Source organism: Fischerella major NIES-592 (assembly GCF_001904645.1).
GTDB lineage: Bacteria > Cyanobacteriota > Cyanobacteriia > Cyanobacteriales > Nostocaceae > Fischerella > Fischerella thermalis.
Genome location: NZ_MRCA01000007.1, coordinates 224,936 through 243,149 on the forward strand (window position 1 = coordinate 224,936; position 18,214 = coordinate 243,149).

An 18,214-nucleotide genomic window follows, 5' to 3' on the forward strand; every position below is an offset into this window, starting at 1 on the left:
AATTGAATGTAAATATGATGTTTTTTCTGAACCGCTGAAAACGCATTATCAATATATAGATTTGTTCTCTCATTTATTAGATTCAGAAAATCAATTGGATAGTAGATATACAAAAAATGGTTTACATTTTAATGGAGAAGCATATCTAGTTTATAAATCATTAATTAAAACATATCTTTAACTCCAGAGTCAAGAAAAATTTACTCATTTTTGACTTGACTTGAAACAAGTGTATCTGCACCATCATTTTTGAGATAACCATCTTCCATATAAATGATGCGATCGCCTATATCTAAAATCCGGTTATCGTGGGTAACAAGTAAAATTGTACAACCTTGTTCTTTGGCTAATTTGTGCATCAATTCTACTACATCTCGCCCTGATTTTTTATCAAGTGAGGCGGTGGGTTCATCTGCTAAAACTATTTTAGGATGACTGACTAATGCCCTAGCGATCGCTACTCTTTGTCTTTGTCCTCCTGATAAGTTTTCGGCATAATAATCAACGCGATTTCCTAAACCAACTTGTTCTAAAATTGCAGTTGCTTTGGTGTCTAAATCTTGATTTAGCATCTCTTCATGTAATTCTAGGGACATGCGGACATTTTGTTTTGCTGTTAAAAATGTCATCAGGTTATGGGCTTGAAAAATATACCCAATTTGACGGCGAATTTGTGTTAGCTGTTTTTTACTAGTTCCGCACATTTCTTGACCTAATATTTTTAAGCTTCCTTCTTGTGCAGAACGTAAGCCACCCATCAATGTTAATAATGTAGTTTTACCTGAACCAGATGGCCCAGTCATAATCACGATTTCTCCTGCATATATATCTAAGTTAATGTCAAATAATACTTGCTTGCGGAGATTACCTTGCCCAAAGTAATGATTTAGGTTTTGAATTGAAATAACAGGTTGCATAATAGTTGTTAATTGATTACTATTTACTACTAACTACTAACTACTAACTACTAACCAATTTTTAAAACATATCTGCGGGATCGGCGGCGCGGAGTTTCCGCATAGCAATTGCACCGGAAACACTGCACATAATTATTGTTAATGTCAGTACAAATATGGCGCGATTGAGTTTTATGGCAATGGGGAGTAAAGTTGCAGCGTAGGTGATCTGATACAGTCCTATCGAAAGTGCTAATCCGGGTATAAATCCTAATGCTGCTAACAATAAAGCTTCTTGCATTAACATGGTCATGAGATAGCGATCGCTATATCCCATTGCTTTGAGGGTGGCGTATTCTGGCAGGTGATCGGAAACGTCAGAGTAGAGAATTTGATAAACAATTACAATCCCGACGATGAACCCTACTGCAACTCCCATACCAAAAATAAATCCAATTCCTTGATTACCCCAATAATTAATTTCTATCTGGGCAAATTCTTGGGGAGTCACTACTTTTATATCGTTTGGTAAACTTGCTTGTAACTGCGATCGCACTTTTTGCACATCTGCATCTGGTTTGAGGTTAATTAGTCCAACTGCTATTTGATTGGGCTGGTAGTTGGGAAAAAGTTTGAGAAACGTAGAATCACTGGCTACTATGTTACCGTCAGCACCAAAAGAAGCGCCTAGCTGAAATAAACCTACTGTTTGTACTGTTTGCCGATTCACCTCTGCTTCTACGCTACCATGCTGTTTTACTAAGTCTGGGATGGGGCCGTATTCTGGGCGTGAAGCGCGATCAAATAATACCCGATCTAGTAGTTTCAGTTGATCTAGATGCTGGTTCACCTCAGGTAGATCAAAGGGTGGGTTGGCTGGATCAATTCCCCATACCAAAATTCCCCGACTCAGTCGATTTTTTGGGTTACGCCATTGGGCAATATCAGCATATAAGGGTCGAACAGATTTTACTCCGTCATAGGCTAAGATTTGCTGTAATCTCTCTCTGGGAAAGCTTTTGACGTAGAACAATGTTTGAAATTGAGGATTAATTAAGACTAAGTCTGCTTGTAAATTTTGGTGAGGTTTTGTGGCACTATCAAAGAGGGCGTCTAAAAGTCCTAGTTGTACAAACATCAGCATATCGGCAAAGGCTATACCTGCAAGGGCTACCATTAAGCGTGTTTTTTCTTTTTTTAATTGCAGCCATGCCAAAGGAATGCGGCGAAAGAATTTGGGAAGCATGGTGATAGTTTAAGTTTTTGTTTGAGGTGAGTTAAGGGGGTGACAAATTTTTTTAATAGACGAACACCGATGCACACAGATGCACACGGATGGGTGATTCGATTTTCGTTATGTTTTAAGCTACGCTTAAAGACTCTCGCTTCATTGCAGTAGCTTAATATCGGTAGTCATTATGGTTTCACCAGAGTAGATCATTTAAAAGTTGGTAAACACCTACGAAGTCGATTTTTGTAATTGCTAGCAGGAAGCGGACTTTTTCTTGATCCTGTTCAATTCCACAGGAGTAAATGATTTTGCAACCGGCTGTAACTAAAGTTATCCAAGGATGAATTTTTCTGCGGAATAGTCGCCACCAAACAAGGGAAGTTCTATAAGACTGAATATTCATATTCTGTAGATTTAGTGAGTTTGGTGGTAGCTCTTCGTGATGCTATGAGTATGAGAAAAGCTGGTGGTATCAACAGCCAAAAACCTGAAATCGGCTCAAGAAATACAGCAACCAAAGAAATTGCCAGAAGATTCCAACCGAGAAAAGCTGGTAGGGTGATTCCCTGAACTTCCGCCCAGCAGCATAGCTGTCCTAAAGTCAAAAGTAGTGGGGCAGCTATCATCATAGACCAGAAGGCATCTTCTCGATCAAAGTAAGGAGCAAATGGATCAGGAGCAACTGTATTGAATATGCCGTTCTGAATTATGTCTGTAAGCGGTTCCGCAAAAATCCAGACACCAACTACAACATGAATGATGCTAATAGCAATCAAAATATATCCGGTAACTCGAAACATACTAAGTCTCCTTTATATCCCTGTGGAAGAATTTATCAGTCAGTCTTGAAATGAATTTTTCTTGGTGTCTTGGTACCTTGGTGATGAAAAAGATAATCTTCATTTCTCGATTGCACTTAATATCAAACATTCGTTATAAATCAGGACAAAACTCTACAACTCAATTGCTGTCTGCACCTGCAAGTTAGTCAAACTACCCACTTGCTTACTATCTTCCGGGTTGAGGCGAATTTTGACTTCAACTACGCGGCGATCTAAGTTTTCTCCTGGTTGGTTACTGAAGACGTTTTGTTTGTTCACCTGCAAGCCGATGTGTGATACTTTTCCGCGCAACTCTCCAGAAAAAGCCTGTCCGGTAATTACTGCTTGCTGCCCAAGTTGAATTTTGCCAATATCAGTTTGATAAATTTCTGCTACTACTAGCATTTGGTTAGTTTGTCCAAGTTCTGCAACGCCAGCATCAGCAATTTTTTCGCCGACGTGGGTGTGAATCTTGAGAATTTGTCCCGGAAATGGGGCGCGAATATAAGCTTGTTCTAGGTTAGTTTGTGCTTGTTTGAGTGTGGCGATCGCATTGTCTACCTCTGCTTGTGCTGTTTGTACATCAACAGGACGAACTTCGGCAATTTGGTTAAGAGTTGCTTTTGCTGATTTTAATTCTTCTTGTCGGGATGTTTGAATACGTTTGAGGTTGGCTTGGGCTTCGGCTAGTTCTTGTTGTCGGGATGTTTGAATACGTTTGAGGTTGGCTTGGGCTTCGGCTAGTTGCTGTTGTGCGGTTTGGAATGCTAAGCGTTTGCTATCTAGTAAAGATGCAGAAATTGCCCCCTGTTGATATAGTGTTTGATAGCGTTGGAATTCTAATTTGGCGTTTGCTAATTCTGCTGTGAAACGCCCGATGTTGGCTTTCTGGGCTTGGGTTTCTGTCTGTTGTTGTGCCTTCAAACGGGCAATGGTTGCTGTTTGTGCCTGAATTTCTGTTAGTTGTTCTGTCTGAATTCGATTAATATTTGCTTGCTGTGCTTGAATTTCTCCGGTTTTTGCACCTGCTTTCACCTGTGCTAGTTTAGCTTGAGCGATTTTCACTTGTTCTTTTGCTTGTGTGACAGCATCTTGCAAGGGTTTTTGAGAATCTAAAATTGCCAGAATTTGTCCTGTTGTGACGCGATCGCCTTCTTTGACAAGCCATTTATCTAAGCGATCACCATCCAGCGCTAAAGGTGCAGATAAGCTAATTACTTCTCCTTCTGGTTGCAGGCGTCCGAGGGCGGTGACTTTTTTGACAGCAGGAGGGGTTTCTACGGGTGGAGGTTCGGATTTGCTGAGTAAGCCAGCTTGGGAGATACCATAGAAGGCGATCGCACCAGTTAAAGCTGTGGCTGTTATGACTAATCCGAGCAGTTTTTGAGTGGAAGGTTTTGAGATAAATTGTTGAGTCATGTTTTCTTTTTTTAACGCGGAGGAACGCAGAGGATGGCGCAGAGGAAAGCGGAGTTTTAATGTTTTTTTGGGTTTTGCAAATAAGCGGTTAATATGTTTGCCAGTAGTTCGCTTTGTTCGGTGTAAGAAAATGTATCACCCTCAAACATTCGTGATGAAATTATGCCATTCAAGAAGCAATAAATGAAGTTGATTATTGCTTGGTCTTTGATTTCTAGATAATCTGCGAGTGCTTGTTTTGTGTCTTCCCAAGCTCTTTTCATAGTTGGGTTATTTAAGATTTCATCTCGCCCTTGCTGCTGATAAAAATCAAACCCTAACAGGGCTTGTTTAGAGAAATAATCTTCGTTCTTTGCAACAAAATTCATCAAAGCTTTGATGCGTTCTGCTAAATTTTTGGCATCTCCTGCCTCAGCAAAAAAGTTGAGAATGTCTTGTCGTGTTTGCTCTTCTACTAACTGTAAAAATAATGCTTCTTTGTTAGGAAAGTAATGATATAAAGTTCCCGTAGAAACTCCTAATTCTTTGGCTATCTCACGCATCGTAATTGCGGCATAACCTTTTTGGGCAAATAAATCAAATGATTTCATCAACAATTCTTTACGGTATTGTTCATGATCAACTATCTTCGGCATTTATATTGTTTTATATCGAACGTTAGTTATATATTAAAGCGACAAGAAATATTTGGCAAGATAGTTGAATGAAATTTTATTTATTCGATTACTCTATAGAGTATCTGGATCTATGCCGAGCGATCGCAGTCTTTCGGCTAATTGTGCAGCGCGTTGTTCAGCAACTTTTGCACGTTCATCTCCAGTTGCTAGTAGCGTATCATCTTCAGTAACTAGCTGGCTAGCATCTGGCACGTAGTAATCATCATTATTGATTAAAAGTTGCTCAACCATGAGTTTACCCACCACTTGAGAGCGATATTTCTAGGTTAGTTGATTGTATAAAACACCTGTAACAATATTAATTAGACCAACTCACACGAGCGATCACATCTTTCCACAAAACCTATGCTCACCCAAGACAAACAACAACCCAACTGGCAACCCATCATTAAAGAATTTGAAGCAGCAGTTGGCAAAAATGGTGTAGTACAACGCCGAGAAGAACTGATTACTTATGAATGCGATGGACTCACCAGCTATCGCCAACGCCCGGCGGTGGTGGTATTACCCAGAACTAGTCAACAGGTGGCGGCGGTAGTCAAGATATGCAATAAATATGTTGTCCCCTTTATTGCCCGTGGTTCTGGTACTGGTTTATCAGGTGGGGCTTTGCCTGTTGAAAATAGTGTTTTGATTGTCACATCCTTGATGCGGCAAATACTTGATGTAGATTTAGAGAATCAGCTTGTTGTGGTGCAACCAGGGGTGATTAATAACTGGGTGACGCAAACAGTAAGTGGTGCTGGTTTTTACTATGCTCCCGATCCCTCTAGTCAAATTATCTGCTCTATTGGTGGTAATGTTGCGGAAAACTCTGGGGGTGTGCATTGTCTCAAGTATGGTGTGACAACCAACCACGTTTTGGGGTTAAAAATAGTCACTCCTGAAGGCGAAATTTTAGACTTAGGTGGAGAAATCCCCGAAATGCCTGGTTATGATTTAACGGGTATATTTGTTGGATCGGAAGGAACTTTAGGTATCGCTACGGAAATTACGCTGCGAATTCTTAAAAGTGCAGAATCAATCTGTGTTTTACTAGCAGATTTTACGAGTATTGAAGCGGCGGGGGCGAGTGTTTCTGATATTATCAGTGCGGGGATTATTCCTGGTGGGATGGAAATTATGGATAACCTCAGCATCAATGCAGTGGAAGATGTAGTAAAAACAAATTGTTACCCCCGTGATGCAACGGCAATTTTGTTAGTAGAAATTGATGGGTTGGCGGTAGAAGTTGCAGCAAATAAACAAAAAGTTGCCGAGATTTGTAAACAAAATGGTGCGCGTAATGTTACTTCTGCGAGTGATCCAGAACAACGCCTCAAATTATGGAAAGGACGTAAAGCTGCATTTGCTGCTGCTGGGCATTTGAGTCCAGATTATTATGTACAGGATGGGGTAATTCCCCGGACTCAATTAGCTTATGTGTTACAAGAAATTGAGGCATTGAGTCAAAAATATGGTTATAAAATTGCGAATGTATTTCACGCTGGTGATGGGAATCTTCACCCCTTGATTCTTTTTGATAATTCTGTTCCTGGTGCATTAGAAATAGTCGAAGAAGTGGGGGGAGAAATTCTCAAGTTATGTGTGAGAGTAGGCGGTAGTATTTCTGGTGAACATGGCATTGGTGCAGATAAAAAATGTTATATGCCACAGATGTTTACACAAGCTGATTTAGAAACTATGCAATGGGTAAGGCAAGTTTTTGATCCCAAAGGTTTGGCGAATCCAGAGAAGATTTTTCCGACGCCGCGCACCTGTGGAGAAGCTGCAAGGGCTATGGGTGAGAGTGGTAAGAAGTTTGAGGCAATAGAAGGGGTGGAACGTTTTTAACAGTTATCAGTTATCAGTTAACATGCTGCCTTGGAGTTCATTCCAGGGCTAATAGTTAAAGTTTACTTTAGTAGACTATCACTTTATATTTTTACTGCAACTACAGCTATTAGGTAATATCATGTTCTGTTGAATACTTATACTGTCGCGTAGGCTGGTAATCGGTAATAGGTAATTGCTGAGACTACTTGCCGTCTTGGCTTATGCCGAGATGGCAAAGTAGCTAACCCGAAGGGTAATGGGGAAAAACCAATGACCAAAAGCGAAGCATAATATCGTAAGCAATTAGCCGAACTTGATATAAGAATCCAATTAACGGTCTACGCAATCATATAAATATTCGTATAAAGATTTGTAAAATTTAATCAGTGAAAAATTATAGCAAGGTGAATGTGTGCAATAATACTATGATAAATATTAAGTAAGTATATTTTGAAATTTGCCTGCAAATAAATTTTGGATTTGGATAAGCAGGAAATATACAGCTTGAGCAAGCAAGTATTAAGCTTTACTAACTTTTTCATCAGCAGTGCATACGATACAATTTCGGTCAACACAGACTGAAAATGCTTTGTCTAAAGCAGTTTAAGGCATCTATTACAATTACATATATGTTACGGGAATAAAGCCTAGTAGAGTCAGTAAACCCAACCAGGGACTCTCGCATGAACATCAATCCATCGGAATCCACTGCAGAGTTGACACAAGCAGCGTGTCAAAAATTCCAAATAGGTACAGATTTAGAAGATGGGAGCAATCCTAATCAAATATTGAGCGCGATCGCTCAACGAATTTGCCAATCTTTTGATTTAAATACGATTGTGAATCTCACAGTTACAGAATTACGCAGGTTCTTATTAAGCGATCGCGTACTGATTTACCGTCTTAATTCTGATGGTGGCGGGACTATAGTTGCAGAATCTACTATTGTTGCGGGTAAGCCATTGTTGGGAATGAAGATCACAGACACTTGCTTTCACGAAAAACACGCAGAACGTTACAAGCGGGGTTGTATCCAGATTGTAGAAGATATTTACGCCGCTGGCTTGCATCCTTGTCAAATAGATTTTCTATCCTCCTTGCAGATCAGAGCTAATCTGGTAGTACCAATTTTATGCCAGCAGGATCTTTGGGGGTTGTTAATTGCTCAAAATTGTTGTGAACCACGGCAATGGCAACAAGTAGAAATTGATTTACTCAAGCAATTAGCAATCCAAATCAATATTGCCATCCAACAAACAGAACTCCGTCAACAGGTGCAGGATCTGCAAACCAAAATCAAGTTGCAGCAGCATCAATTCTTGATGCAAAATCTAACTGAACAAATCCGTGATTGTATAGATGCAGACAAGGTTTTAGAAACTGCTATTACTCAATTAGCAAAAGTGTTGCAGGTCGAGCGTTGTCACATCGAATTATATGATACCAACCAGACTTTCACTACTATTGCCCACGAGTACACTACCATCCCTCCTGTGTACCAAGGGATGAAACGATGGGTGAGAGACTTTCCCGAACTGTATCAGTCACTATTACAAAAACAGTCATTGCAATTTAGTGAAGTTTTACGAGATTGGAATCCGCAGTTAGTTGTAGTGACACAGCTAGCTTGTCCCATTTTTGACGCCGAAACAGTAATGGGAAATATTTGGCTGACAAAAGTCACTCCAGAACTGTTTGCAGAATGGGAAATTAAACTGGTACAGCAAGTAGCCAATCAATGTGTGATCGCGCTTCGTCAAGCTAGACTTTATCAGCTAGCCCAGACACAAGTAAACCAACTCGAAAAACTTGAAAACCTCAAACACGAATTTCTCAGATCCCTGTCTCATGAATTGCGAACACCAATCACCAGTATTAGCCTAGCCGTACAAACTCTAGAAGCAATTATCAAGCAAGAAACAGTATTAGATACAGACATAGTATCACAACTATTGCAGATTTTACAGAACGAGTGTCAGCGAGAAAGCAAACTGATTAACGATTTGCTCTCGCTTACATATTTAGAAGCAGAAGCTGACGTTTTAACCGTAATCATGATTGATCTCAACAGTTGGCTTCCTCCGATTGTGGAATCTTTTCGAGAAGTGACTATTTGTCAGCAACAACAGTTATTTTTGCATCTAGCTGCGGAACTGCCACTGTTGGAAACAGATATCAGTCACTTAGAACGTATTGTTACCGAATTACTCAGCAATGCATGTAAATATACACCTGTGGGAGAATCGATTACCGTTGCTGCATATGCAACAGAGAAAACTGTAGAAATCAGCATTAGCAATTCTGGTGTTGAAATTGCGACCAATGAGCAACTACGTATTTTCGACCCATTTTACCGCCTTCCTAAACATAATTCTTGGCAATATGGTGGTACTGGACTCGGATTGGCACTAGTTCAGAAGCTGGCAAAACTTTTAAAAGGCTCAATTCGTGTCGAAAGTACAGCAGCCTTTACTACCTTTACCTTAGTTTTACCCAGAGCGATCGCCACCTGAAAAGTATTAAGTATATATTTATACATAAAAATCCGATGAATGAAACTGTATGAATCTCGTATAAAAAACTTTAAATATTTCTACTTAGGTGAACTAATTTTCATGGAATCTCCATGAAAAATGGTATATTTTTTCGTAAATATAAATTAAAATATATCATTGCTAATGCTACTGTAGGTTAATTAAAAATATTTGGGTAATAAATATACACGGAGTCATCCGTAACGAAAACTCCAATATTTGCTATTTAATAATTATGAGTGACTGGAATAGGCAGGAGTCATCTATTAGTGCAAAAATGCGGCTTTTATCTGTAGCATTGACTTTGGCATTTCTCAATACAGCAGGGCAAGCATTAGCACTAGAAAGAGGAAATAGCGGTCCCCAAGTCACCAGTGTCCAGAGATGTTTGCAAAGGTTAGGCTACTACAATGGCCCAATCAATGGCAATTTTGGCCCCTTAACAGAAAATGCGGTCAAAACATTCCAGCGAGCAAAGAAGATTCCTGCAATTGGGCAGGTAGGTCCACAAACTCAACGAGCATTACAAGCTGCATGTCAACCTCGGCAATCTAAGAGTAGCAGTAGTAATGTTATCAAAGTAGGTAGTAGGGGAGCAGCAGTAACACAACTACAACAATCTTTACGAACCTTGGGTTACTATAAAGGCCCGGTGACAGGTTATTTTGGTCAAGAAACAGAGCAAGCTGTGATTCGGTTCCAGCAATCTAAAAAATTGCAAGCTGATGGTGTTGTGGGTGCAAACACATTGCAAGTAATACGTACTAATTTAGCATCAAGACCAAATAATCACAGTGTCGGTGGTGGAACAGATAAATACCCCAATGCCTTAAACGAAGGTGATGCAGGGCCGCAAGTATTACAATTACAAAGAAATTTGGCGCAGTTGGGTTATTTTCAAGCGAATCCTACCGGTAATTTTGGCTCTGTCACCAAAGATGCTGTAGTACGTTTTCAGCGTGATTACGGACTCACTGCTAATGGTATTGTTGATGGACAAACTTGGACAGCAATATCCACCAATGCAAACTATGCCAATAACAACAATTCTGCTTGTTCACCAACAAGTGGTTTTATCTGTTTAGGTGAAAATAGTCCGCGCGTTGTCGCCGTGCAACAAAGTTTACGTCAACAGGGATTCTTTAATCGTGAAATTACGGGTTACTACGGTACAGAAACAAGAGATGCTGTTGCCAAATTTCAGCAAACTGCTGGACTCAATCCCACTGGATTTGTAGATTTTCAAACCTGGCAAGCATTGGGATTAACTAATAACAACTCTACAGGAGGAGAAAACCCCAATATTGAAAACCGCTATGTGGTAATTGTACCAATTCGCGATGCCAATACTCTGGAGCAAGTTCGTCAGTTTGTACCCCAGGCTTTTGCAGTAAAATCAAGGCTGGGAGATTATGTCAATGCTGGCGCTTTTGGCACTCGCCCCGAAGCCGAAAGACGTTCAAGTCAGTTACGCGATCGCGGTTTTGATGCACGGGTAGAATATTTTTAAGGCTTGGGAAGTGATAAATATACGCTTATAATAAAAGACCCTCTTCGCAGAGGGGCTGTTTGTGTGAGGTTAAACGAGAATCATAAGTAATCATGCTTATATTGGACAACGCCAGCGATACGATCGCTCAATCAATTTTAACTTTCCTCTTTCCAAATTTGTAATTGCAAATACACTAGTATAAGTGTCACCGCAAATAATACTGTTGCAGCGGCTGCTGCATAACCAAAATCAAATTGAGCAAAAGCCTCTTGGTAAATGTAGTAAACCATTAAATTAGTAGAATTCAAAGGCCCACCACCAGTCATTACGTATACTTGCTCAAAACTCCGCAGTGTGAAAATCATAGTGGTAATGACCGCAAAGATTAAAGTTGACTGCAATCCAGGTAGGGTAATGTGCCAAAACTTTTGCCAAGCATTAGCGCCATCTAGTTCCGCAGCTTCGTATCGACTTGGAGGAATTGTTTGTAACCCTGCTAAAAATACCACCATGTTAAAGCCGAGTTGTTTCCAAATACCTAAGATAATTAGTACTGGCATTGCCCAAACAGTACTACTTAACCAGGGAATGGCTTTAATACCTATGACATCTAATAACGTATTCACAGCACCATCGTTTTGAAATAACCAACGAAATCCCAATCCAGCCGCAACTAAAGAGATAATCGATGGTAAAAAATATACACTCCGCAACAAACCACGCAAAGGCAAAGTCTGGTTTAACAGTATGGCTAGTCCCAAAGGGATGACTAAACTAGGAATAACCGTAGCAAGAGTGAAATAAATAGTATTAAAAATAACTTGCCAAAAATCCGAGTTAGATAGCAAGCGCCAGTAATTGTTTAAGCCTATCCAGTGTATGCCGTCAGATGTGAACATACCACTAGTGAAACTGAGATAAAACAAATAAGCGATTGGCCAAAGGATAAAAAGACTCAATAAAATCAGTGCTGGAGCGAGAAAAATCCAAGCAGCAACAGCATCATTATCCAACCACGCCTGACTAGATTTACTATATATTTTTGGCATTTATAAAATTAACCTGTCGTTATGACCCTTAGCCCTGATTCTACCGCTAGCCTGATTTCTCCTCAAATTCCAAACGTACTTAATCAAAGCACTCCTTTGCAATTGGGAATCATGGCTTCGGGAAATGGTAGTAACTTTGAAGCAGTTGCTCAAGCCATCAAAGACGGGCAACTCAACGCCCAAATTCAAGTGTTAATTTACAATAACCCAGATGCCTATGCCGCAGTCCGGGCTAGTAATTGGAATATACCTGCTGTACTTCTCAACCACCGTGACTACAGCAGCCGCCAGGAGTTTGATCGGCAAATTGTCCAAACTTTACGGCAGTATAATGTGGATTGGGTAATTATGGCTGGTTGGATGCGACTAGTGACAGAGGTATTAATTGATGCTTTTACAAATAAGATTATTAATATTCATCCCAGCTTATTACCTAGTTTTAAAGGTTCTCGTGCCGTGGAGCAAGCCCTAGCTAGTGGTGTAAAAATTACTGGCTGTACGGTACATTTAGTTTCTTTGGAAATGGATAGCGGTCCGATTTTAATGCAAGCAGCGGTTCCCGTCTTACAGGGTGATACGCCCGAAACTCTCCACGCCAGAATTCAGGTGCAGGAACACAGGATATTACCACAAGCGATCGCATTAGCGGCAAAACAAGCTTTATGAATGTATGTTGGAACAATTTGAGTTTTTAAATCTCATATTCATACCATTTCACCCTTGTTAATACCTTCCTACTTTCCACAAATAACTAGAAACAATATTTGTAAACACATGAGCAATAATTGGCACTAACAAATTACCACTGAAAAGAGCGCTATATCCTAAGATTAGTCCAACAATAGTTGCCCAAATTACATAAGGCCATTGTTGCGAACCACTCAGATGCAAAACACCAAAACAAAGACCAGATACGATCACAGCAGCATCATCTAATCCAAAAGCTGGCAACATTACACCACGAAACAATAATTCTTCACTTAATCCTGGTAATAACCCCAACCAAATTAAATCAGGTAAAGCTAGGGGTTTGAGAACTATTTCTAAGTAATAATTGGCGCTTTTACGGTAAGGGGGACAAAGTTGATAAGCTAAACCACTCAAACCAGTAATACTTAAGCCTAAACCCACGCCTAAAAGCAAATCCCTGGAATTCCAGGTTAAGGGCATCAGGGTAAAATTGCCAAAATACAACCATAGTTTGGCAATCGTCCATAAAACTACAGCAGTTACTGCCATCGCCACCAGCACTTGGGTGCGTGTCAGATAGGGTATTTCTGGCTCTTGTTTTTCTGGTTGAGTCACGGAGTTGGGGATTGGGATTGGGAGGACAAGGGAGTGTGGGAAGTGTAGGGAGTAATAAACCAACCACTAACTACTAACCACTAACCATTAACTAATTATTTAAACAGCGTAATTGCGAGATTTCAGGATTAAGGGCATATGGGTTAATGCCAGCTTTGTGGGCAACTAATACACCCACTGCTTCTAAATATGAGTTTACCTCTACTGATTTTATCCCCAAAGGTTGGGGAGGAACTTGAAGCAGAGTATGATTTTCCTGAACTGTAACTATGAGGGATTGAGTTTGGCTGAGATTCAGTAAAGCACTACTGCCACATGCGCTTGCTGGCACAATCACGGCATCTATTTGATTAGCCCAAATATCTGTTGGTTCAGGTATTTGCTCAGTCTTCCTCATAATAAATTGGGGTGCGCGGCTTAGACCAACAAGAACGCTTGGCAGAAAAGTATAACCCAATTCTTCGGCAGCTGAACGAGGAGATAAATCCGGATCTAGGGATGGAGGTAAAAAGGCTGGAGAATGGGCGCAAGGAATGTGAAACTGTCGTACTAGTAGATGGCTGATCACAGCTTCAGCACCTGCGATCGGATCTACACCTTTGCCGTGACGGTAGTTTTGGTCTGCTTGTTCATCAATATTGTCGGGGAAACGAGCCACAACTGCGATCGCTTCTGCACCAGCTTTGTTAATTAATATTTCTGCTGAGCGTAATAAGCTATCTGGATTACCTATAGTTCCCCAACTGATACCAGAGGCAGATGTACGTAATTCTACGTTCAATGGCGCATCTGTAATTACATAATCTGTTAAAGACAATCCTAAAGTTGCCCTTGCCGCGTCCGCTGCTTGTAGGTGTCGCACTCGCAGTTCTGGCTCTATTCCTTGGTCTAAAAGTAAACCAATGCGATTTTGATGGACGGGGCGTAATCCCCAGCACCCAGAGGCAAATTTGTCAAGCCCATAACCTTCAACGTAGAAAGCATTGGGGAGATTCCAATATAAAGTCGCACCATTCGTGACATTGGGGTGGGTGATCAGGCGATCGCAAACCTGGGCGATAGTTTTTGCCACTGGTAATGCATCACCTGCATAACCACCAATGGCAGCCCCAATGCCAGTTGGTACAATTAAAATAGAAGTGTATGGACGCATGAAAAACTATGAATTATGAATTATGAATTATAAACTTTTTAATTCATAATTCCTGATTCGTCGTTTACTGATTTTCTTGCTTGGTGACGACAGCTTCGATGGTTGCTTTTTGTTGGGAAACATCCACAGAAGTAATTGCCCAACGAAGAGGTTCGCCTTGCTTTTTCAATTCTGCTTCAATTGCTTTTTGTAATTCTGTAGGAGTTTCTTGGAGATTAATTTCTGCGGTGATGAAATGAGTTGTCATAGTATTTTTTGGTAGTTGGTGGTTGATGGTTGATTGTTGGTAGTTGGTGGTTGATTGTTGATGATTTTCCCAATCAACAAACAACGAGCAACAAACACCTAATCTATATTATTTCCCAAATTGTAATTGATAAACGGTATCTTCTTTTTCTGTGGCAATTTTTAAATCAGAACGAGGATAGGCAACACAAAGTAAGACGTAACCTTGTTCTTGGAGTTCGGGACTTACGCCCATGCCATCAGTTTGATCTACTGTACCGGAAATAATTTGACCAGCACAAGTTGTACAAACGCCTGCATGACAGGAACTAGGTAATTCTAATCCCGCTGCATCTGCAACTGATAAGATTGTTTCATTTTCGGGGACTTGTAAAGTATAAGTTTTGCCTTGATGGTTAATTTCAACCGTATAAATATTGGACATATACAAATTCCGAGAGTAATGCAGCAAACAAATCTAATATTTTATCTTAAAAATAGACAAATAACCAAATTTATAAGTGCAAATTAAATAAATATTCTCTTGTCAGAGTTATATATGCAATAGTAACTGTAGGGGATAATTATAAATCCTGGACAAAAACTAGAGTTTGTCACCTCGACTTTGAGGAATTGGTGGGGGATGGGGTGATGATTCTCCCCACCTTTCCATCTCTGAAAATAGGGAAGTGATCACAAATACGAGCGAAATTTTTGGGTTGAACCTTTGGAGAGTAAAATGCTGGAATCATACTACCAACATGTTGCTGAACGCGCTGCTTTAGGAATTCCCCCGCTACCTTTAGATGCAAAGCAAACATTAGAACTGTGTGAATTACTGAAAAATCCACCTGCGGAAGAAGAAGCGGAAAGTTCCAGCGGAGGTTTCCTCCAATCGGAGCTTTCCAAGAGAGAAACATTATTACATTTATTGCGCGATCGCGTTCCTCCCGGAGTCGATCCAGCAGCTTACGTCAAAGCCGGATTTCTCACTGCTATTGCCAAACAAGAAATCACCAGTCCCCTGATTTCACCGATCGCAGCAGTACAATTGCTAGGGACAATGGTAGGTGGTTATAATGTCCAATCTTTAATCGAACTGCTGCAAACTGCCACTGTATCCTTTTCCGATTCTTCCGAAACACCTTTAGTCATGGGAGGAGAAGGTAAAGAACCGATCGCAGCCTACGCCGCCGCCGCTTTGAGCAAAACCCTGTTAGTGTACGATGCTTTCAATGATATTTTGGAATTATCCAAAGTCAACCCCTATGCCAAACAGGTAATTGATTCTTGGAAAGAGGCAGAGTGGTTTACTAGTCGTCCCGAAGTACCCGAAACGATCACTGTTACTGTCTTCAAAGTTCCAGGCGAAACTAACACTGACGATTTATCGCCCGCTACCCAAGCTACTACTCGCCCGGATATTCCTTTACACGCCTTGGCAATGCTAGAATCGCGGATGCCTGGAGCGTTGGATACCATCGCCGAATTGAAGAAAAAAGGATACCCAGTCGCCTATGTGGGAGATGTCGTAGGTACTGGTTCCTCCCGCAAATCAGCCATTAACTCGGTATTGTGGCACATTGGCGATGATATTCCCTATGTTCCTAACAAGCGATCGGGTGGATATATTTTAGGTGGTACGATCGCCCCTATTTTCTTCAACACAGCTGAAGATGCTGGTGCTTTCCCCATCCAGTGCGATGTCAGCAAGATGGAAACAGGGATGGTAATTACTATTCATCCTTACAAAGGCGAAATCACCACACATGTAGAGACGTGCCATGGCACGTCTGAGGAAGTAATTTCCACCTTCACCCTCAAACCTGATACTATTTTGGACGAAGTGCGCGCCGGCGGACGCATTCCCTTATTAATTGGACGCACTCTCACAGATAAAACCAGACTTGCATTAGGTTTAGAACCCAGCCCGATTTTCACCCGTCCGCAACAACCAGTTGACACAGGTAAAGGCTACACCCTCGCTCAAAAAATGGTAGGTAAAGCCTGCGGTTTAGCCGGTGTCCGTCCCGGTACTTATTGCGAACCAATGATGACTACTGTTGGTTCCCAAGATACCACCGGACCTATGACGCGGGATGAATTGAAAGAACTCGCTTGTCTAGGTTTCAGTGCAGACTTAGTAATGCAGAGTTTCTGTCATACCGCCGCCTATCCCAAACCAGTTGATATCAAAACTCAACACGAACTACCCGACTTTTTCGCTTCTCGTGGTGGCGTCGCCTTGCGTCCTGGTGATGGAATCATTCACTCATGGTTAAACCGGATGCTGTTACCAGATACCGTGGGAACTGGCGGTGACTCTCACACCCGCTTCCCCTTGGGTATTTCCTTCCCTGCTGGTTCCGGGTTAGTAGCCTTTGCAGCGGCTTTGGGTGTAATGCCTCTGGATATGCCAGAATCAGTTTTGGTACGTTTCAAAGGGGAATTACAACCAGGTGTGACTCTACGGGATATTGTGAATGCTATTCCTTACGTAGCTATTCAAAAAGGTTTGCTAACAGTAGAGAAGCAGAACAAAAAAAATGTCTTTGCTGGGCGGATAATGGAAATCGAAGGCTTGCCAGATTTGAAAGTTGAGCAGGCTTTTGAACTGACCGATGCTACCGCCGAACGTTCCTGTGCTGGTTGCACGATTAAATTGAGTATTGAGACAGTTTCCGAATATTTGCGTTCTAATGTTGCTTTGTTGAAAAACATGGTAGCACGCGGTTATGGCGATGCTAAAACTATCCTACGCCGCGTTGCCAAAATGGAACAATGGTTGGCAAATCCTGTATTAATGGAAGCAGATGCGGATGCGGAATATGCCGAAATTCTTGAAATTGATTTGAACGAAATCAAAGAACCAATTGTGGCAGCGCCGAATGATCCTGATAATGTGAAATTATTATCGGAAGTTGCAGGCGATCGCGTTGATGAAGTATTCGTTGGTTCTTGTATGACGAATATCGGTCATTATCGCGCCACTGCCAAAGTTTTGGAAGGTGCAGGCGCAGTCAAAACCCGTTTGTGGATTTGTCCACCAACCCGCATGGATGAACACCAATTAAAAGAAGAAGGTGTGTATGGTATTTTTGGTGCAGCGGGTGCGCGGATGGAGTTACCTGGTTGCAGCTTGTGCATGGGGAACCAAGCGCGGGTTGCTGATGGTGCAACAGTGTTTTCTACCTCTACCCGCAACTTCAACAACCGCATGGGTAAAGATGCGCGAGTATATCTTGGTTCAGCAGAATTAGCAGCAGTTTGTGCGTTGTTAGGACGTGTTCCCACAGTGCAGGAATACATGGACATTGTGGCGACTAAGATTCATCCTTTTGCTGGGGAATTGTATCGGTATTTGAACTTTGATCAAATTGCTGGTTTTGAGGATGAGGGTAGGGTGATTGCGCTGGAAGATATGCCTAAGATTGAGGATATTTTGGGTATTCCGGCTGGTACGTTACGTACTCCATAGTTAAATTTGGGTGGGCGCTGCTCACCCTATTTTGTTAGTGGGAATAAAAATTTACGCCTGATGTAAATTGAATATGGAGACGCAATATTCCTTGCGCCTGGTAAAAAACGTTTTTTTAG

The 18,214-nt window shown here is 41.2% G+C and carries 16 protein-coding genes and 1 pseudogene; 5 read left to right on the forward strand and 12 right to left on the reverse strand.

The genetic code is table 11. The annotated features are described in order from the left end of the window. Positions 1-200: 200 nt before the first annotated feature. The 7 genes and pseudogenes from NIES592_RS15060 to NIES592_RS26305 form a co-directional block, all read right to left on the reverse strand. The gene (locus NIES592_RS15060; RefSeq protein ID WP_073556166.1) at positions 201-917 is read right to left on the reverse strand and encodes a DevA family ABC transporter ATP-binding protein; all 717 of its coding nucleotides are present in this window, start codon (positions 915-917) and stop codon (positions 201-203) included. A gap of 61 nt (positions 918-978) precedes the next feature. Beyond that, positions 979-2,142 (reverse strand): ABC transporter permease DevC, encoded by a 1,164-nt coding sequence (gene devC, locus NIES592_RS15065; RefSeq protein WP_073556167.1) that lies wholly within the window; start codon positions 2,140-2,142, stop codon positions 979-981. Between the two features lie 178 nt (positions 2,143-2,320). Then, complete coding sequence (locus tag NIES592_RS15070) at positions 2,321-2,530, reverse strand: hypothetical protein (RefSeq protein WP_073556168.1); 210 nt, start codon at positions 2,528-2,530, stop codon at positions 2,321-2,323. Beyond that, positions 2,511-2,927 carry a DUF6463 family protein gene (locus NIES592_RS15075; RefSeq protein ID WP_073556169.1) on the reverse strand — a complete coding sequence of 139 codons (417 nt, stop codon included), beginning with the start codon at positions 2,925-2,927 and terminating at the stop codon, positions 2,511-2,513. The genes NIES592_RS15070 and NIES592_RS15075 overlap by 20 nt, the downstream gene beginning before the upstream one ends. Before the next feature lie 153 nt (positions 2,928-3,080). Beyond that, a complete protein-coding gene (locus NIES592_RS15080; RefSeq protein WP_073556170.1) occupies positions 3,081-4,367 on the reverse strand; it encodes an ABC exporter membrane fusion protein in 1,287 nt (428 codons plus the stop codon). A 56-nt stretch (positions 4,368-4,423) separates the two neighbouring features. Beyond that, positions 4,424-5,002, reverse strand: coding sequence for a TetR/AcrR family transcriptional regulator (locus NIES592_RS15085; RefSeq protein ID WP_073556171.1), 579 nt, complete (start codon positions 5,000-5,002; stop codon positions 4,424-4,426). Positions 5,003-5,197: 195 nt separating this feature from the next. Further along, positions 5,198-5,275: pseudogene (locus tag NIES592_RS26305) on the reverse strand (Uma2 family endonuclease); the annotation flags it as partial. 114 nt (positions 5,276-5,389) lie between these two features. On the opposite strand from NIES592_RS26305, the gene glcD reads away from it, so the two are divergent. The 3 genes from glcD (at position 5,390) to NIES592_RS15105 (ending at position 10,903) form a co-directional block, all read left to right on the forward strand. After that, a complete protein-coding gene (gene glcD / locus NIES592_RS15095; protein ID WP_073556173.1) occupies positions 5,390-6,877 on the forward strand; it encodes a glycolate oxidase subunit GlcD in 1,488 nt (495 codons plus the stop codon). 665 nt (positions 6,878-7,542) lie between these two features. Then, the gene (locus NIES592_RS15100) at positions 7,543-9,372 is read left to right on the forward strand and encodes a GAF domain-containing sensor histidine kinase (RefSeq protein ID WP_073556174.1); all 1,830 of its coding nucleotides are present in this window, start codon (positions 7,543-7,545) and stop codon (positions 9,370-9,372) included. 256 nt (positions 9,373-9,628) lie between these two features. Continuing rightward, entirely contained in the window at positions 9,629-10,903 is a 1,275-nt protein-coding gene (locus NIES592_RS15105; protein WP_073556175.1) for a peptidoglycan-binding domain-containing protein, read from the forward strand. 137 nt (positions 10,904-11,040) lie between these two features. On the opposite strand, the gene NIES592_RS15110 is transcribed toward NIES592_RS15105, so the two are convergent. Beyond that, on the reverse strand, positions 11,041-11,934 hold the full coding sequence (locus NIES592_RS15110) for a carbohydrate ABC transporter permease (protein ID WP_073556176.1): 894 nt from the start codon (positions 11,932-11,934) through the stop codon (positions 11,041-11,043). 21 nt (positions 11,935-11,955) lie between these two features. On the opposite strand from NIES592_RS15110, the gene purN reads away from it, so the two are divergent. After that, positions 11,956-12,600, forward strand: coding sequence for a phosphoribosylglycinamide formyltransferase (purN, locus tag NIES592_RS15115; RefSeq protein WP_073556177.1), 645 nt, complete (start codon positions 11,956-11,958; stop codon positions 12,598-12,600). A 57-nt stretch (positions 12,601-12,657) separates the two neighbouring features. On the opposite strand, the gene NIES592_RS15120 is transcribed toward purN, so the two are convergent. The 4 genes from NIES592_RS15120 to NIES592_RS15135 form a co-directional block, all read right to left on the reverse strand. After that, positions 12,658-13,239 carry a CPBP family intramembrane glutamic endopeptidase gene (locus NIES592_RS15120; RefSeq protein WP_062247768.1) on the reverse strand — a complete coding sequence of 194 codons (582 nt, stop codon included), beginning with the start codon at positions 13,237-13,239 and terminating at the stop codon, positions 12,658-12,660. Positions 13,240-13,330: 91 nt separating this feature from the next. After that, the gene (locus tag NIES592_RS15125; protein ID WP_073556178.1) at positions 13,331-14,392 is read right to left on the reverse strand and encodes a DUF3326 domain-containing protein; all 1,062 of its coding nucleotides are present in this window, start codon (positions 14,390-14,392) and stop codon (positions 13,331-13,333) included. A gap of 64 nt (positions 14,393-14,456) precedes the next feature. Then, positions 14,457-14,639, reverse strand: coding sequence for a hypothetical protein (locus NIES592_RS15130; RefSeq protein ID WP_073556188.1), 183 nt, complete (start codon positions 14,637-14,639; stop codon positions 14,457-14,459). A 108-nt stretch (positions 14,640-14,747) separates the two neighbouring features. Beyond that, positions 14,748-15,062, reverse strand: coding sequence for a 2Fe-2S iron-sulfur cluster-binding protein (locus NIES592_RS15135; RefSeq protein WP_073556179.1), 315 nt, complete (start codon positions 15,060-15,062; stop codon positions 14,748-14,750). A gap of 294 nt (positions 15,063-15,356) precedes the next feature. On the opposite strand from NIES592_RS15135, the gene acnB reads away from it, so the two are divergent. Then, on the forward strand, positions 15,357-18,095 hold the full coding sequence (gene acnB, locus NIES592_RS15140) for a bifunctional aconitate hydratase 2/2-methylisocitrate dehydratase (RefSeq protein WP_073556180.1): 2,739 nt from the start codon (positions 15,357-15,359) through the stop codon (positions 18,093-18,095). The last annotated feature ends 119 nt before the right edge of the window (positions 18,096-18,214 follow it).

Excerpts from the sequence above, each read along its gene's own strand:
- NIES592_RS15060 (WP_073556166.1), bottom strand. The coding sequence starts at position 917 with ATGCAACCTGTTATTTCAATTCAAAACCTAAATCATTACTTTGGGCAA.
- NIES592_RS15100 (WP_073556174.1), top strand. The coding sequence starts at position 7,543 with ATGAACATCAATCCATCGGAATCCACTGCAGAGTTGACACAAGCAGCG.
- NIES592_RS15080 (WP_073556170.1), bottom strand. The coding sequence starts at position 4,367 with ATGACTCAACAATTTATCTCAAAACCTTCCACTCAAAAACTGCTCGGA.
- NIES592_RS15110 (WP_073556176.1), bottom strand. The coding sequence starts at position 11,934 with ATGCCAAAAATATATAGTAAATCTAGTCAGGCGTGGTTGGATAATGAT.
- NIES592_RS15070 (WP_073556168.1), bottom strand. The coding sequence starts at position 2,530 with ATGAATATTCAGTCTTATAGAACTTCCCTTGTTTGGTGGCGACTATTC.
- NIES592_RS15105 (WP_073556175.1), top strand. The coding sequence starts at position 9,629 with ATGAGTGACTGGAATAGGCAGGAGTCATCTATTAGTGCAAAAATGCGG.
- glcD (WP_073556173.1), top strand. The coding sequence starts at position 5,390 with ATGCTCACCCAAGACAAACAACAACCCAACTGGCAACCCATCATTAAA.
- purN (WP_073556177.1), top strand. The coding sequence starts at position 11,956 with ATGACCCTTAGCCCTGATTCTACCGCTAGCCTGATTTCTCCTCAAATT.
- devC (WP_073556167.1), bottom strand. The coding sequence starts at position 2,142 with ATGCTTCCCAAATTCTTTCGCCGCATTCCTTTGGCATGGCTGCAATTA.
- NIES592_RS15125 (WP_073556178.1), bottom strand. The coding sequence starts at position 14,392 with ATGCGTCCATACACTTCTATTTTAATTGTACCAACTGGCATTGGGGCT.
- NIES592_RS15135 (WP_073556179.1), bottom strand. The coding sequence starts at position 15,062 with ATGTCCAATATTTATACGGTTGAAATTAACCATCAAGGCAAAACTTAT.
- NIES592_RS15085 (WP_073556171.1), bottom strand. The coding sequence starts at position 5,002 with ATGCCGAAGATAGTTGATCATGAACAATACCGTAAAGAATTGTTGATG.
- NIES592_RS15075 (WP_073556169.1), bottom strand. The coding sequence starts at position 2,927 with ATGTTTCGAGTTACCGGATATATTTTGATTGCTATTAGCATCATTCAT.
- acnB (WP_073556180.1), top strand. The coding sequence starts at position 15,357 with ATGCTGGAATCATACTACCAACATGTTGCTGAACGCGCTGCTTTAGGA.
- NIES592_RS15130 (WP_073556188.1), bottom strand. The coding sequence starts at position 14,639 with ATGACAACTCATTTCATCACCGCAGAAATTAATCTCCAAGAAACTCCT.